Below are 15,593 nucleotides of genomic sequence, written 5' to 3' on the forward strand. Positions count from 1 at the left end.
TGAATATGATGAAACGCTATACCGCCTCTGCCCTTTTGCTTTTAGCAATTGTAATTGGCGCCTGCCAGCAGGGAGAAAGTATTGACAACCTGGAAACTGAAAAAGCAGCCATTGCCTCTGTTTCAGGTACAGCTGAGTTATCGGATATGTCGCTCTATAACCTGGAGTCGGAATGGCAAAACCAGGAGAACGAAACTGTGAAGCTGCAGCACCTGCAGGGCAAGGTACAGCTGGTGGCCATGATCTATACCAGTTGCGAATACGCCTGCCCGCGCATTGTAGCTGATCTTAAGCGCATCGAATCTTCTTTGGAAGAAGTAAAGCGCGAAGATGTAGGCATTGTGCTGGTAACCATGGACCCGGTGCGTGATACACCGGAAAAGCTGAGCGCGTTTGCGGCAGAAAACAAACTCAGCTCCGACCGCTACGAGCTCCTCACCAGCAAGCAGGAAAACATCCAGGAACTGGCTGCTTTGCTGAACATGAAGTATAAAATGTCGCCTAACGGAGAGATCGCCCACTCCAACATCATCTCTGTGTTGAACGCACAAGGCGAGATCGTACACCAGCAGGAAGGCCTGGGCAAAGACCCTAATGAAACGGTTGAAGCTATTAAGGGTTTATTGAAAAAGATGTAGCAGGCCAGCCGGAACAGAAAACAAGAAAGGCTGCACTAATAAAAGTGCAGCCTTTCCTGCTGTTATATCCAGCGGTATAATCTTTACCTCTCTACCTTTCTAACTTTTTAACTCTCAACCCTGTCCTTTCCCTCGCATCTGTTTTTCCATGGCATCCCACATTTCCTGCGGAATCTGGTCGAAGGAGTTAAACTCGCCGGCGCCATAAAGCCATTCGCCGCCATCTATGGTCACTACTTCACCGTTCACAAACGATGCGTAGTCAGACACCAGGTAGGCAGCCAGGTTTGCCAGTTCCTGGTGCTCTCCGAACCTGCCCACCGGTATGCGTTTAACTGGATCAAGTTTATCGGCCAGTTGCTTTGGGAACAGGCGCGTCCAGGCGCCTTCTGTCGGGAAAGGCCCGGGTGCAATGGCGTTGGAGCGGATGCCATACTTTGCCCACTCGGATGCCAAGGAGCGTGTCAGGGCCAGCACACCAGCTTTGGCGCAGGCAGAAGGCACCACGTAGCCCGAGCCTGTCCAGGCATAGGTGGTAACGATGTTAAGTATAGTAGCCTGCTGTTTTTGCTCAATCCAGTGTTTGCCTAAGGCCAGTGTGCAGTTATAGCTGCCCTTCAGCACAATATCCGTAATCACGTCGAAAGCCTTGTGGCTGAGCCTTTCCGTAGGGCTCACAAAGTTACCAGCAGCATTATTTACCAGCACATCCACCCTGCCGAACTTGTCTAAGGTAGCCTGCAGCATGGCTTCGATCTCGTTATACTTGCGCACGTCGCAGGCGATTGGAAGCACCTGCCCGCCTGTTTCTTCCGTCAGTTCACGGGCAGTTTGTTCCAGCACTTCCATTTTGCGGCTGCTGATCACCGCGTTGGCGCCTAGCTCAAGAAAATACTTTACCATGGAGCGGCCAAGGCCAGTTCCGCCGCCTGTTACAATGATCGTTTTGCCTTTCAGGGCGCCTTCTTTCAACATGGGTTCTGCTTTCATACTTTTATTTTGTTTCTTACGATTTCGCATTGCCGGCTACAGGAGCAGGTGCATTTACATAAAGATAAGAATAGCGTAGTATATCCTTCAAGAAAAGTCGTATTCTTAACAGAAACAAATTGAAGCTATGGATATTAAACAAATTGAAGCCGAACTGAAAAAGGCATCGAATGGCTTGCTGATGATGAGCGAGACAGATGAGCCGTTTGAGTTCTATTATGATGAAGAACATGTTGCCAACAACCTGGATACAGAGAACGTGCTGAAACTCGCAGGTATGCCAGCTGAGTATCCGGCGGAAGTGGTTGACCTGGAATATTTTTTCAGGAACATGACGCGTCCAGATGTAGCCGGAGAGCAACAGGCACAGGGTTTTCAGCGCCTGCAAGCCACCCTGCACGAGCTGCTGCAGGATGTGAAAGTTTACCGTATTGGGGAGAACAGGATAACAGTTTTTATACTTGGTAAAACACCGGATGGCAAAATTGCCGGTCTTAAAACTGTTGTTGTAGAAACCTGATAAACGAAACTGACCATAAAAAAGCCTCTGCAGGAGAACCGGCAGAGGCTTTTCATGTGAACGATAGAAATTACTTATTGCGTCGGGCCGCTGTCAACGCGTGCCTCAATAACGCTCTGCACATCCGAAGCCACATTCGATAACAGGTTGTAGCCCATTTTGGCTTCAATGGCATCCACGGTGGTGCGGTAAGACCCCCAGCTGGTGCTGATAGAAGTGGAGTTCGGTGTATCAACGGCAATAACACGCGTACTCGTTGTAACGCGGCTCACGTCGCTGGTACCTACAGGCAATACCACAATCACTTTCCAGATACGGTTTGGTACAGTTACTTTGCCGCTGGCCAGCGTTTCTTTATACCCATTGCTGCCTGTTCCGCCTTTGCCATAGTTACCCATGATGATGTAGAGCTCGTTGCCCTGGCTAACCAACGTACGGCAGTAATTTTCCAGGTTTGCCCAGGTCTGCTGGTTATTTGTAGGCGCCTGCGGAATCATGTTCGACATCAGGAAAGTAGCCGAATTATCCATTACCGTAAGTGTTCTGTCTGCTGAAGGGGTGTTGTGCCCCCGGTCGAAGCCGCTGCCGGTATAGTCGGAAGGCTGTACCCGGTAAAAGCTACTCGGCAGTGAGTTGTCGGCACGAAAATCGTCCTGGCGGGGCGTGCTGCCGAGCCAGGCGCTGCTCAAATGCCAGCTCACCCAGTTCGGAGTGCCCCGGTAACTGTTGTAGGACATGGAATACTGGGCCTTGTTGATCAGGTAATTGGAATAGCTGGTACCTGCACTGCTCGGGTTACCCATCGCCATGTTGTTGTCCTGCGTGGCCGTGGCATTGGCTGCTACACTAATCGTAGCAATGTCACGATCATCGGGATGAACGTTGTCCTTAGAACAGGAAACCAGCATCCATCCGCCAACGGAGAGATACAAAAAGCGTCGTAAAAGTTTGTTCATAAAAAATATAGAGTTTGGTTATATAGCAAATATCTATATTCTTTATGGCTCAAACATTAACCAAAAGTTATATTTTATATACTTGGAAAAGATTCCTTAAGCCGCTATAAATGAAATGATTAAAGTGCAAGTATAAGATGTTTGCACATTGATAAGCTGCTCTCCGAAGTATACTTTACTGCGTGGGTCCATCGTCCTTTTTTGCCTCCAGTACATCCTGCATGTCATCGGGTACATTGCTCAGCAGGTCATAGCCGGTCTTTGCTTCGATAACATCCACAGTGGTGCGGTAGCTGCTCCAGTTTGTTCCCACTGAGTTGGCATTTGGCGTATCTACAGCAATAACGCGTGTACCAGTGTTGATCCGGTTTACATCGCCGGAGCCAAGGGGTAGCACTACGATCACTTTCCAGATCCGGTTAGGCACTGTTACCTTGCCGCCAGCCAACGTTTCTTTGTAGCCATTGCTGCCTTCTCCTCCTTTTCCATAGCTGCCCATGATGATGTACAGCTCGTTTCCTTGCTCTACCAGTTCCCGGCAATAGTTCTCCAGACCAGCCCAGTTTTTCTGGTTATTATTCGGAGCCTGCGGGATCATGTTCGTCATCAGGAAGGTAGCGGAATTATCTTCTACGCTGCCGGTCCGGTCAGCTGAGGGGGTATTATGGCCTCGGTCAAAACCACTGTTGGTGTAGTCGGAAGGTACTACTTTGTAGAAAGCAGATGGAAGCGTTTGATCAGCCCTGAAATCGTCCTGTCGTGGTGCTTCGCCGAGCCAGGCGCTGCTCAGGTGCCAGCTTACCCAATTAGGGGTGCCCCGGTAACTGTTGTAAGAGAGCGCATATTGTGGTTTCTCTACCAGGTAATTGGCATAGGCTTTATCGGCTTCGCTGGGGTTGCCCAGTGCCAGGTGGCTGTCGCGGGTGGCTGAGTTTGTCGGGCTTACCTCTTCCACGGAACAGGCAACGGCCATCCAGCTGATAAAGGAAAGGTAAGCGAAACGACGTAAGAATTTGTACATGAAAGAATTTATACTTTAGAGACTGCCTCATATTGCCTTCGAAACTGAAGCAGGCGATTATTTAACTGCACAAAAGTAGTTATAGTATAGCCGGAAAATAATTTATGTGCTTGTATAATTAGAGATGGTCCTGGGTAAGTTTGTGCACGGCTATGACCCCGCTGAGGCAAACACCCACTATTCCCTGCCCCGGGTAAACCGTATCGCCGCAGAGATAGGCACCTTTATGGTCGAGGCGTGCATCCTTCATCTGCCAGGGCTTCAGGTGCCGGTACTGCGGGTACCCTCCTACCATGCCAAATGCACGCTTTGTCCAGAATAACCAGGCTCCGGGCGTAGCTGCCTGTTTATACTTTATACTTTCGCGTTTGATGATCTTTTTCTCATCCAGCAGTTTTATCACAGCTTCCTCGATCTGTTCCTTATCGGTGATGTAGTTCTTGGCGGGATCCTTTACGTGCGTGCTGATGGAAACAACTGTTTCTCCGGCAGCAGCACGAGTAATATCGGCAGGATGGCTGAAGCTGATGAATATACTTTTGCTTCCGATCTGGGGCAGGCCTTCCGGTACATGCACCTGGTGATGCAGCACCTCCTGGGGCGGCGCATGCTCCAGTACCAGTCCCATCGTAAAAGCTCCGTTTAGTTTCTCAGACGGGAATACATACTTCTGAAGCTTCTGCAGTAACTGTTTATCCTTAAATAGTTGCAAAGTGTTATTCAGCGGAATGCCACTGATCAGGAACCTGCTTTCAAACTTGTCTTTTGAAGTATAAACAGTATAGCCTTCCGTTGTTGGTATAACCTGCTCTACCTCCTGCCGGTACAGCACCTCCGAGCCATTGGATTCGATGTACTGCACAACCGGTTTTACCAGGTTGATCAGGCCTCCGTTCACGTAGTAGTTGCTGTACAACGTATAGCAAAGCGCCGTAGCACCAAACAACTCATTCACCTCCTGCATGTGGTTCTGTGCTGTAATCAGCAGTTGCTCGTTCACAAAGTCTGCGAACAACTTATTCTGTAGCAGGTCATACTTTCGCAGCAGGTCTTCCATGGTACGGAAGGCAGCGGGTAGCAAGCTTATCTGTGCCGGTTTTACCTGTAAGGCCGATCGCAGCAGGTCTTTGATGCTGGAGAAAGGGAAATTGCGCTGCTGCAGCGAGGTGCGCCATACTTCCCTGCTCAGGCGGTAACAGTGTTCCCAGAAGGGCCGCTGGTTATACGTGCCGAACACCCGCTCTGCTTCTGCTATCCAGTCACTTAGCTTTGTATAGCGGGTAAGTGTTTGTCCATCCGGTAAATGCACCTGCATGGGCACATCCAACTTACGGAGCGGTACCTCTATGCCGGTTTCATCGAGTAGGTAACGCAATGGCATATGTTCGTCCAATCCTACCATGGTGGTGGCACCCGACTCAAAACAGTAACCTTTTCGTTTAAAGGATGAGGCGCAGCCGCCCGGGTACGCTGCCTGCTCCAGCACACATACCTTCAACCCTTTTTTCACCAGCAGGGCTGCTGCCGTAAGCGAGCCGAATCCGGAGCCAACAAGTACCACATCATACTTCATTATTTCGTTACTTTGCACGGGGCGCTACAGCTATTTATACTTTATCTCAAGCTAAACAGCAAGCCCTGCAGATTGTTAACGTATAGCTTGCTCTACCACAGGACAAGTATAAACAAGCAAACGAGTAATACAGGAAATGGAAGAAAAAGCTGATATCAGCATCATGGGTTGCGGCTGGCTGGGAATGCCGCTGGCAGACCGGTTCATAAACAGTGGTTACCGCGTAAAGGGCTCCACCACCACTCCTGACAAGCTTGCTACACTGCGCGAGAAGAAAATAGAACCCTACCTGCTAAACCTTGCCGGGGAAGAAACGGACCAAGAGGCACTTGCCGACTTCCTGAATGCCCGTGTACTGATCCTCAACATTCCGCCCCGTTTACGAACCGGCGATGGAGACAACTACCTGCAGCAGCTTCATCGCCTGCTCAAAGCCATGTGCGAGTCGCCTGTTAGCCGGGTGTTGTTTGTCAGCTCCACCTCTGTTTACCTGAACCTGAACCGCGTGGTAACGGAAGAAGACATTGCCTTTACCCAGGAGCAGGATCCTCATAATGCATTGCTGCAGGCTGAAAAAATGTTCCAGGACCGGGAAGACTGGGTGTGTACAGTGGTGCGGTTCGGAGGCTTGGTGGGGGGCAGCAGGCAGCCCGGTAAGTTTATGGCCGGCAGAAAACATCTGCCGGACGGAGACGCACCTGTTAACCTGATTCACCAGGACGATTGCATAGAGATCCTGTTCCGGATCGTGGAAGCGGAAAAATGGGGATATACTTTTAATGCCTGTGCCGACGAACACCCGCTCCGGAAAGATTTTTATACCAAGGCAGCACTCGCCCTGGAGATGGTTGCGCCTCAGTTTGATGCCATGGAAGAGACGCAGTTCAAACTGATCAACAGCCAGAAGCTGAAAGATGAACTGTCATATGTGTTCATCCACCCCGACCCTATGCTTTTCTTTTAGTAACTTTACAGAAACTTGTTGATTGCTTTTTGCTGGAGTTCGACAGGAGGTCTTTGGTGCCTTTGTTTACCAGAGATCAATTAGCAATCAAGTATCATCAATCAACTAAATGAAAGTAGTAGTTATAGGCGGCGGGGCGGCTGGCTTTTTTGGCGCCATTGCGTGTGCAGCAGCTAATCCAAAGCTCCAGGTTACCTTGCTGGAGAAGACAAACAAGCTGCTGTCTAAAGTGCGCGTATCCGGAGGTGGGCGCTGCAATGTTACTCACGATTGCCTGCAACCTACTGTTTTCTCACAAAACTATCCGCGCGGTGCCAAGCAGCTGAAAGAAGCCTTTAAACTGTTTGGTGCTGAAGAAACGATTCGGTGGTTTGAACAGCGGGGCGTCTCTTTAAAGACAGAAGCCGATGGCCGCATGTTTCCAACTACAGATAACTCAGAAACCATCATCGAATGCCTGCTTCGGGAAGCGCGGAAAGCTGGGGTTGAAGTAAGAACGGGAACGGGTGTAGAGCACATCACCCCACCACAGGCAACTGGCTCCGGCACCTTTATACTTCAGCTTACGAACGGGCAAACCATAACGGCAGATAAAGTACTCATCTGCACCGGCGGCAATCCGAAAAGCCAAGGTTATGACTGGCTCCGTGTACTCGGCCATACCATACAGGAACCGGTTCCTTCGCTCTTTACTTTCAACGTACCGGGTTCTCCTTTCCAAGAACTGCAGGGTGTGTCGGTGCCAAAGGCGCGGGTGCGTATTGCGGGCCTGAAACTGGAATACGAAGGGCCTTTGCTCATCACTCATTGGGGGTACAGTGGCCCAGCCGTGCTAAAGCTTTCTGCCTGGGGCGCCCGGGTGTTTCATGACCAGAACTACAACTTTACCGCGCTGATTAACTGGGTGCCCGAACTTACAGAAGAAAGCCTGCGGGAACAGCTGCAGCAATACCGGCAGGCTCATCCAAAGAAAGTAGTGGCCACGAACCCGCTCTTCGGCTTACCCCAGCGCTTGTGGAAAGCAATGGCTGCACTGGCCCAAGTACCGGCTGATACAAAATGGGCAGAATTGCCGGCTAAGAATACCAACAAATTAGTAGAGGCATTGCACCGTGCTCCTTTCGAGGTAAAAGGCAAAACCACTTTCAAGGAAGAGTTTGTAACTTGTGGCGGCGTTGACCTGAGCCAGGTGAACATGAAAACAATGGAAAGCAGGCTGCAGCCAGGTCTATACTTTGCCGGAGAGGTGCTGGATATTGATGGAATTACGGGAGGTTTTAATTTTCAGGCAGCATGGACAACCGGCTACCTGGCTGGCCAAGCCATTGCAGAATCAAGTATGAATCCATAGCAGGAAACAAAAAGTACCATTATGCAGTACATCAGCATATAAGAACTATAATATAGTAAGACTATGGAAATCAATAAAGAAGTATACTCAACAGTGCACCATCTCATTGAGCGATGCAAAGATGGGGCAAAAGGTTACGAAACAGCAGCAGAAGATATCGAGGATCAGGATCTGAAAGAACTGTTCAGAAAGTATGCTGTTCAGCGCGATAGTATGATCACGGAGCTGCAGGACCAGCTGCACCGCATGGGCAAAATGGATGATGAAACCGGATCGCTGGAGGGCACCATGCACCGCGCCTGGATCGATTTGAAATCAGCATTGACTGCCCGAGACAGAAAACGTGTGCTGGAAGAGTGCGAGCGCGGTGAAGATTACGCCGTAAAAGCGTATGAAGAAGCCTTAGCTAAGAATTTGCCTACACAACTGCATCAGATCGTGGAGCAACAGTACCGCGATGTAAAACACGCCCATGACCATATCCGCTCGCTACGTGATGCGGCAAGAAAGGCATCATAAAAAAACTATAAGTATAAACTAAAGGAGCTTCGGCTCCTTTTTTGTTTCCCTAATGAACAAGGAGGCACTTAAAAACAATAAACCTGGCATCCGTCTGACGCCAGGTTTATGTGCTCTATCTGCCAAGGACAGGTAGAAAATCTTCCAACCTTTTTATGATATCGTTTTTTACGGCGACTGCTTTTAAAAGTTACAGCCTTAAAAGCAAATAGGCCGACGTTTTAAGCCGGCCTATTCTAACAGCTTTAGAAGTTTTCATCCTTCTGGTCTGTTATAGTTTATTTTACGGAAGTAAAATGCTGTTGTTACGATTCTTAGAATCTTTTTCTACGGAAGCCACGGCTGTCTCCGCCACGGTCTCCGCCTCTGCGGTCGCCATCACGATCGCCACGGCCACCGAAGCGGCTACCGCCACCACCGTAACCACCTTCACGTCGGCCTCCACCGAAACCGCCTTCGCGACCTCCGCGGTCACCGCCGAAGCCTCTGCGGCCACCACCGTCTCTGTCACGGTCTCTTCCGCCAAAACCTCTTTCTTCTTTGGCACCGGCACCTTTCTTGTCCGATTTCTCAACTACAACCATGCGGCCGTCCACTTCGATGCGGCCTACTTTTTCAAGTATCTGGGCTGTATATTCAGAAGGTACTTCCACAAAGCTGAACTTGTCGTACAAGTCGATGTCGCCTACTTTGGAGGCAGGTATGTCGGAGTTCTGGCTTAGCAGATCGATCAGATCCTTCGGGTGTACACGGTCTTTTTTACCGATGGTAATGAACAAGCGGTCAAAGCCTTCTTTGGCAACACCCAGACCTTTTTCAGCTTCTTTGCCGGCTTCTTTTGCTTTTGCCTCTTTCAGGCTCATTTTCAGAAGTGCTGCGGCAATCTCAAGCGAAGTATAATCTTCGTTAACCAGCGATTCGATTTTGGCAATGTGCTTTGTAAGATTTCCTTTTTCCAGCACTTCGCGCACTTTGCCAAGGAACATGCTTGTTCTAAGCTCGTTTACGTCTTCGTAAGTAGGTACCTGCTGCAGCACAATATTCGCTTTGGTGTAGCGCATGATGTCTTTCAGCTTGTAGATGTCCTGACGTCCGGAAACGAAAGAGAAAGCCTTACCTGATTTACCGGCACGGCCAGTACGGCCAATGCGGTGCACGTAAGCTTCTTCGTCCTGTGGCAAGTCGTAGTTAAACACAGCTTCCACATTTTCAACGTCCAGACCACGGGCTGCTACGTCTGTAGCAACCAGTATCTCCAGCTGTCCGTTACGGAATTTGTTCATCACGTTGGTACGCTGGTTCTGGTTCAAATCGCCGTGCAAGGCATCAGCAAAGTAACCGCGCGCCTGCAGGCTGCTTACCAGCTCATCTACCATGCGTTTGGTATTACAGAAGATGATAACAGACTTCATGTTGTGCATATCCAGTACTCTGGAAAGCACTTCACCTTTCATGCTGTTACGCACTTCAAAGTATACCTGATCGATGTTGGTAACTGTAAGTTCTTTGTGAACTACCTTTACAATAACCGGGTCGGTTTGGTAGCGTTTGGTAAGCTCCATGATCGGCTTGGACATGGTAGCTGAAAAGAAGATCGTCTGGCGCTCTTCCGGCATCTGGCTCAGCACGAACTCAATGTCTTCACGGAAGCCCATGTCAAGCATTTCGTCTGCTTCGTCCAGGATGATCTTTTTTACTTTATCCAGCACAAGTGTACCGCGCTCGATGTGGTCCATTACACGACCCGGCGTACCGATAACAATCTGCACACCCTGCTTAAGCGCGCGCAGCTGGCGCTCGTAAGGCTGGCCACCGTAAATAGGAACTACGCTAATGCCTGTTTTATACTTGGCAAGTTTCTGAATCTCACCTGATACCTGGATGGCAAGTTCACGTGTCGGGCAAAGTACAAGCGCCTGTACGCTACGGTCGCGCTCGTCTATACTTTCTATGGTAGGAATGCCGAAGGCGGCAGTTTTACCGGTACCTGTCTGGGCCTGACCAATAATGTCGCGACCTTCTAAAACAACCGGAATAGCTTCTGTTTGAATGGGAGAAGCTTCTTCGAAACCCATGTCAGCGATAGCACGCTGTACTTCCGGCGATAGCGGAAGCTCATCAAATCTGATTTTGTTCATCTAAATACTTAATAACTAATTATGACACATCTGGAGGCAGCCTGTTTCCAATCTCGTCTCTTTTACGCTAAAGAGGACTCTTGACGACAAAGAGTGTAACTAAAAAACTAGGATAAGCCAACGACAGATGGTGTAGCCAGTTATAAAAGTGATCAGACTGATTCCAAATCGGCTGCAAAGGTACAAATTATTTCTGAGGATAGCACTACACCTTGTTTAACATTCCCCCTTTGCGTGCATTTCTTAACAACATCTGTAAAGCCATTTCTGGTTCAGAACCGATGCAATGTTTATTAGATAAATTTTTTTCAGAAAAAATTAGACTTTTTGTGCGATAATTATCTATATTACCACAATTAATTTATAAAAAATATAGGAATTAGTAACAACTCTGGTACTTTACTCGTAAAAAGAAATGTTTCGCCCTTAAAAACCAGCTATTTACTTCCAATTTAATTATAACAATAAAACTTTATAAAATTTACACGTAGTATACAACTCCAAGCCGAACCAAAACCTAAAGACTGCATTACCCTTATGAAAAATATAAACCACTTAGGAACATTCTGGTTTCCTTTATCCCTGGTGTATAACTCCGCGTGACGAGCCTTTACAAATGTGATTCGTTTTTGTTTCCCTGCTTTTCAGCAAAAGCCGGCAGTGTTTTTTGTGCAATTTCTTAGTCTAAATTCAACCAACTTAAACCTCTCATTATGCTACACTTCTCCAAGATCTCGACACAACAAGGAAAGGATTTTAATTTAATTGCTTCCGGGGCGTTAGCCTTTAAAATCCAGAACAAGATTCTGAAGGATGACACCTTCCTGCAGAACACAAAGGTCACCCGCAACCTGTTGCCTCCTAACGGGCAGCACACGCGCAACGCTTCACAGGATCAGAATAAAGTCTTTTATGTGATCATCTCTGACCTTGACAAGATCAACACCGAGGCTCTGTGCAAAATGATTTCACGTGAACGAGCAAACGGTAGCTATGCTGTGTGTCAGGTGATCCCGATGTACTACAATGAGCCTTCGTTTAAAGCCCTGAAAATGCTGCGCCAGAATTTTGATGAGGTATTGGAGCTGAACAAGTTTAACCTGGGTAGCAGCACAGCCCTCATGAATGCCGAACAACAGCATTGCGTTATCACAGATTATTCTATCTCGATGGCTCGTATCATGTACCACGTTTGCATAAAGGATTTTGCCACCAGCAAAACGGCTGAAGAGAGAAACACGGTATCTGCTTATGCATAAGGCATAGCCGTTGCACACCGGATAGAAAGCCCCATCCTGAACCTGTTCCGGAGGGGCTTCTTCTTTTATAAGCCATGGCTTCTGTGCTTGAGGCTAATATTGCTAAAAATTTTAGGTTTATACTTGGCAAAGGTGGACTGCACCTAGTATCTTTATATGCTCTGATATTACAGGCTTCCTTGTTATGCCCTCTACTTTTAAAATATACTCTTCGTCAGCCGGATCCGGTAAAACCTACCACCTTACGAAAGAATACCTGAAGCTGGCGCTGCACACGCAAGACCCCGACTATTACCGCTCTATTCTGGCAATCACGTTCACCAACGATGCGGCTGCCGAAATGAAGGAGCGTATACTGGGGGCACTTCGTGGCTTTAATGATCCGAACCAATCGGAGAAAGAAAAGGCGAAGAGCGAACAACTGCTGGAAGGTATAACAAAAGACCTGCAGGAAGAATACCCTGAGGAAGGCTTGACTGTGGAGATTATCCGGGAGCGTGCCGGCAAGCTTTTCACGCAGATACTTTACAATTACAGCGACTTCTCGGTCAGCACCATCGACAGCTTCGTGAACAAGATCGTGCAGGCTTTTACGCGCGAGCTGAACATCCCCTATAACTTTGAAGTTGACCTGGACTCGCAGACGCTGGTGAATACGGCCGTGCAGTTGCTGCTGGATAAGGTAACTAACTCCAAAGGCGATCTGTTGTCGGAGACACTGGAGCAGTATGCGCTGGAGAAAGCCCGCGAAGGCCGTAGCTGGAACACCCTGCCCGAAGACCTGGCGGATTTTGCCAAAAACCTGCTGAACGAACAGGTATACGAAGCGGTGACCGACATCCAGAGCCTGACGCTGGAGGACTTTAAAAGTATACGCGCCCAGCTGAAAGACTTGCAGAAAGGCATAGAAGAAGCCGTAGCTAATGACGCAGTCAAAGCCTTAGCTGCCATAGACAATGCCGGCCTCTCTCCTGCCGATTTCTTCCAGGGCAACCGCGGCATCTGGGGCTACTTCAACAAGTTCTCAAAGGAAGCAGACCTTACCTACGGCAACAACTACGCCCGCCAAAGTATAGAAGACGACAAGTGGTACGCCGGCAAAGCCAGTACTTATACCAAAAGCCAGATCGACAGTATCAGGCCGCAACTGACGGAGCTATACTATAACATCGAAAGTATAAAAGAGCAGTACGCCGCCTCCTTCACGCTCATCAATGCCATAGTGCCGCACCTGTATAAAGTATCAGTACTGAACGAGCTCGAAAAATGCCTGCAGGAGATTAAGCGCGACAAGAACACAGTACACATTTCGGAGTTCAACAAGCGCATTATTGATATTGTGTTGCAGGAGCCGGTGCCGTTTATTTATGAGCGCCTGGGCGAGAAGTATAACCACATCCTGATCGATGAGTTTCAGGATACTTCGGTGCTGCAATGGAACAACCTGCTGCCGCTTGTAGACAATGCGTTGGCTTCCGGCCACTTCAGCATGGTAGTAGGCGACGCCAAACAAGCTATTTACCGCTGGCGTGGTGGCGAGATGGAGCAGATCCTGCACCTTTACAAACGCAACACCGAAAAACTGTACCAGAACCGTCGCCACGGAAGTATAATCCGCGAACGTTACGAGTCGGTAAACCATGCCCTGGATCCCGATGATCTGCAGATCAATTACCGCAGCCGCGCTGAGATCATCGACTTCAACAACGAGCTTTTTACCTACATCAGCAAAGAGCACAAGGCGTTTGAAATGTTCGCCTCGATCTACGATGAGAAGTTTATACAGTATGTACCGGAGGGCGACAAAAGCGGCGGCCATATCCAGATCATGTTCACTTACCCGGATGATATCAACTATAAGTTTGACCTGAACGGCTGCACCCGCACCGAAGAATTGTACGAGGGCTATGCCCACGAGAAGATCCTGAGCTACGACGAAAGTATGCTGAACATGGTGCTGCAGCTGGTAAAGCAGGGACTGGAAGATGGTTATACGTTGAAGGACATGGCCATACTTTGCCGCACCAACAGCAAGAGTAAGCTCATTGCCAATTTCCTGAAGGAGCGCAAGTATGATATCATCTCGCAGGATTCGCTCTCGCTGCAGTTCGCTGAAGTGATCAACCTGATCATTGCACTGTTCCGGGTGTTCAATCGACCAAACGATACGCTGGCAAAGTCGGAGGCCTTATACTTAGTATGTGCCGTGGCGCTGGAAACGATTCCGGATACGGAGATGACGCAGACCATTGCCCGCATTGCCAACGAGAAAGATCCGCAGGCCTTCTTTGACCAGCTGCGCATATTGGGTTTTGATGTGAAAGAACGCGAAACCGGTAATCTTTCTATCTATGAGCTTACGGAACAACTGGTGCGCATTTTCGACCTGCTGGGCCACAACAACGAGTGCGAATACCTTTTCCGCTTCCTGGACCTGGTGCTGGAGTATAGCCTCAAGAACAGCAACAATCTGAACAATTTCCTGGCCTACTGGGAGGTGCAGAAAGAGCGCCTCAGTATAAACACGCCGAAAGACCGCAACGCCATTACCATTACCAGTATCCATAAATCCAAAGGCCTCGCCTACCCGATCGTGATCATCCCGTTTGCCGACTGGAGCACCGAGCCGCAGACACGGGCGCTGATGTGGAGCCAGCTGCCTGAAGAAGTGAGTGTAACAGGTAAGCTGCGCAGCGTGGCAGTTAACATAAGTTCTAAACTGGAGACAACAGTGCTGGGGCAGCAGTATAGCACCGAGATTGAGAAGACTTTTATCGAGAACCTGAACATGCTCTACGTGGCCCTCACCCGCCCCATCGACAGGCTATACCTGATCGGCAACGGCAAAGACCTGCAGGATGATAAAAAAGCAGCCAAAGCGCTGGAAGGCACTGCCAAAAACGTAAGCCACCTGCTTTACCGCTACCTGGTGTACAAGGAAATGTGGCAACCGGGGCAATTCTGTTACCAGCTGCACAAAGGCAAAGAACGCCAGCACCACACGCAGCTCAACACAGAAAACACTTACTTTCTGGAGCACCTGGTAACCACCGACTGGGCACAGCGCCTGCAACTGAAGCAGCACGCCAACAACGTGTTCGATTTTGAGACGCAGACCAAACAACGCGTACTGAATAAAAAGCTGCACTATGCTTTGTCGCGAATCATTACCACTCCGCAACTTGATACAGTGCTGCGCCAGATGGTGTATGAGGGTATCATCAGTGAAAGAGAAAAACCTGCACTACGCGAGCGTTTGCAGGAGGTGATCAATCATCCGAAGCTGCGATATTATTTCTCAGGCAAAGTGGTAGTAGAGCACAAAAAAGAGCTACTCGACGCCCGCGCTTACCTCTATAAACCAGATCGTGTGGTTTTTGACGGCAACCAGGTAGTGCTGATCGAGTTCAAGTTGCCGCCTCCGCAGGCCGAGCACCGGAATAAATTAGATCATTATGCCGTGCGCTTCAAGCAACTGGGCCACGAAAAGGTAAAATGTATACTTTACTATTTCGATACGGAAGAGATTCTGGAGTGGAGCTACGGCGGCAAGAGTTTGCAGATGGGGCTGGCGCTTTAGTTTATTACGAATTACAAATTATGAAAGAGTAGCCTTCAGCTATACTTTAATTTCAATCAATCAAGTTAAGTCTCTAAATAAAGG

12 protein-coding genes are annotated in these 15,593 nt (G+C 48.9%); 7 read left to right on the forward strand and 5 right to left on the reverse strand.

Features of this window, described 5'->3' with window-relative positions; all coding sequences use genetic code 11:
- The first annotated feature begins 5 nt into the window (after positions 1–5).
- Positions 6–638, forward strand: coding sequence for an SCO family protein (locus MJ611_RS11320; RefSeq protein ID WP_250429885.1), 633 nt, complete (start codon positions 6–8; stop codon positions 636–638).
- 114 nt (positions 639–752) lie between these two features.
- Here MJ611_RS11320 and MJ611_RS11325 read toward each other — a convergent pair whose 3' ends face one another.
- On the reverse strand, positions 753–1,628 hold the full coding sequence (locus tag MJ611_RS11325; RefSeq protein WP_250429886.1) for an SDR family oxidoreductase: 876 nt from the start codon (positions 1,626–1,628) through the stop codon (positions 753–755).
- A 127-nt stretch (positions 1,629–1,755) separates the two neighbouring features.
- Here MJ611_RS11325 and MJ611_RS11330 point away from each other — a divergent pair, with 127 nt between their 5' ends.
- On the forward strand, positions 1,756–2,148 hold the full coding sequence (locus MJ611_RS11330) for a nuclease A inhibitor family protein (protein ID WP_250429887.1): 393 nt from the start codon (positions 1,756–1,758) through the stop codon (positions 2,146–2,148).
- A 74-nt stretch (positions 2,149–2,222) separates the two neighbouring features.
- On the opposite strand, the gene MJ611_RS11335 is transcribed toward MJ611_RS11330, so the two are convergent.
- The 3 genes from MJ611_RS11335 to MJ611_RS11345 all read right to left on the reverse strand — a co-directional run bounded on the left by MJ611_RS11335 (position 2,223) and on the right by MJ611_RS11345 (position 5,716).
- Complete coding sequence (locus tag MJ611_RS11335; RefSeq protein ID WP_250429888.1) at positions 2,223–3,104, reverse strand: DNA/RNA non-specific endonuclease; 882 nt, start codon at positions 3,102–3,104, stop codon at positions 2,223–2,225.
- A gap of 175 nt (positions 3,105–3,279) precedes the next feature.
- A complete protein-coding gene (locus tag MJ611_RS11340) occupies positions 3,280–4,125 on the reverse strand; it encodes a DNA/RNA non-specific endonuclease (protein ID WP_250429889.1) in 846 nt (281 codons plus the stop codon).
- Positions 4,126–4,243: 118 nt separating this feature from the next.
- On the reverse strand, positions 4,244–5,716 hold the full coding sequence (locus tag MJ611_RS11345; protein WP_250429890.1) for a phytoene desaturase family protein: 1,473 nt from the start codon (positions 5,714–5,716) through the stop codon (positions 4,244–4,246).
- A gap of 118 nt (positions 5,717–5,834) precedes the next feature.
- Here MJ611_RS11345 and MJ611_RS11350 point away from each other — a divergent pair, with 118 nt between their 5' ends.
- The 3 genes from MJ611_RS11350 to MJ611_RS11360 all read left to right on the forward strand — a co-directional run bounded on the left by MJ611_RS11350 (position 5,835) and on the right by MJ611_RS11360 (position 8,532).
- Positions 5,835–6,662: a Rossmann-fold NAD(P)-binding domain-containing protein gene (locus tag MJ611_RS11350; RefSeq protein WP_250429892.1), complete on the forward strand. Its 828-nt coding sequence runs from the start codon at positions 5,835–5,837 to the stop codon at positions 6,660–6,662.
- A 109-nt stretch (positions 6,663–6,771) separates the two neighbouring features.
- The gene (locus tag MJ611_RS11355) at positions 6,772–8,013 is read left to right on the forward strand and encodes a BaiN/RdsA family NAD(P)/FAD-dependent oxidoreductase (protein ID WP_250429894.1); all 1,242 of its coding nucleotides are present in this window, start codon (positions 6,772–6,774) and stop codon (positions 8,011–8,013) included.
- A gap of 63 nt (positions 8,014–8,076) precedes the next feature.
- A complete protein-coding gene (locus MJ611_RS11360) occupies positions 8,077–8,532 on the forward strand; it encodes a ferritin-like domain-containing protein (RefSeq protein ID WP_250429896.1) in 456 nt (151 codons plus the stop codon).
- A 314-nt stretch (positions 8,533–8,846) separates the two neighbouring features.
- On the opposite strand, the gene MJ611_RS11365 is transcribed toward MJ611_RS11360, so the two are convergent.
- Positions 8,847–10,670: a DEAD/DEAH box helicase gene (locus tag MJ611_RS11365; protein WP_250429898.1), complete on the reverse strand. Its 1,824-nt coding sequence runs from the start codon at positions 10,668–10,670 to the stop codon at positions 8,847–8,849.
- A gap of 713 nt (positions 10,671–11,383) precedes the next feature.
- Between MJ611_RS11365 and MJ611_RS11370 the strand changes: the two genes are divergently transcribed.
- Both MJ611_RS11370 and MJ611_RS11375 read left to right on the forward strand, forming a co-directional pair.
- Positions 11,384–11,929, forward strand: a complete 546-nt coding sequence (locus MJ611_RS11370; RefSeq protein WP_250429900.1) for a hypothetical protein — start codon at positions 11,384–11,386, stop codon at positions 11,927–11,929.
- 184 nt (positions 11,930–12,113) lie between these two features.
- On the forward strand, positions 12,114–15,509 hold the full coding sequence (locus MJ611_RS11375) for a UvrD-helicase domain-containing protein (RefSeq protein WP_250429901.1): 3,396 nt from the start codon (positions 12,114–12,116) through the stop codon (positions 15,507–15,509).
- Positions 15,510–15,593: the final 84 nt, after the last annotated feature.

This window comes from Pontibacter ruber, assembly GCF_023630205.1.
In the GTDB taxonomy this organism is placed as follows: domain Bacteria; phylum Bacteroidota; class Bacteroidia; order Cytophagales; family Hymenobacteraceae; genus Pontibacter; species Pontibacter ruber.

Excerpts from the sequence above, each read along its gene's own strand:
- MJ611_RS11325 (WP_250429886.1), bottom strand. The coding sequence starts at position 1,628 with ATGAAAGCAGAACCCATGTTGAAAGAAGGCGCCCTGAAAGGCAAAACG.
- MJ611_RS11330 (WP_250429887.1), top strand. The coding sequence starts at position 1,756 with ATGGATATTAAACAAATTGAAGCCGAACTGAAAAAGGCATCGAATGGC.
- MJ611_RS11355 (WP_250429894.1), top strand. The coding sequence starts at position 6,772 with ATGAAAGTAGTAGTTATAGGCGGCGGGGCGGCTGGCTTTTTTGGCGCC.
- MJ611_RS11365 (WP_250429898.1), bottom strand. The coding sequence starts at position 10,670 with ATGAACAAAATCAGATTTGATGAGCTTCCGCTATCGCCGGAAGTACAG.
- MJ611_RS11360 (WP_250429896.1), top strand. The coding sequence starts at position 8,077 with ATGGAAATCAATAAAGAAGTATACTCAACAGTGCACCATCTCATTGAG.
- MJ611_RS11370 (WP_250429900.1), top strand. The coding sequence starts at position 11,384 with ATGCTACACTTCTCCAAGATCTCGACACAACAAGGAAAGGATTTTAAT.
- MJ611_RS11335 (WP_250429888.1), bottom strand. The coding sequence starts at position 3,104 with ATGAACAAACTTTTACGACGCTTTTTGTATCTCTCCGTTGGCGGATGG.
- MJ611_RS11340 (WP_250429889.1), bottom strand. The coding sequence starts at position 4,125 with ATGTACAAATTCTTACGTCGTTTCGCTTACCTTTCCTTTATCAGCTGG.
- MJ611_RS11375 (WP_250429901.1), top strand. The coding sequence starts at position 12,114 with ATGCCCTCTACTTTTAAAATATACTCTTCGTCAGCCGGATCCGGTAAA.
- MJ611_RS11350 (WP_250429892.1), top strand. The coding sequence starts at position 5,835 with ATGGAAGAAAAAGCTGATATCAGCATCATGGGTTGCGGCTGGCTGGGA.
- MJ611_RS11320 (WP_250429885.1), top strand. The coding sequence starts at position 6 with ATGATGAAACGCTATACCGCCTCTGCCCTTTTGCTTTTAGCAATTGTA.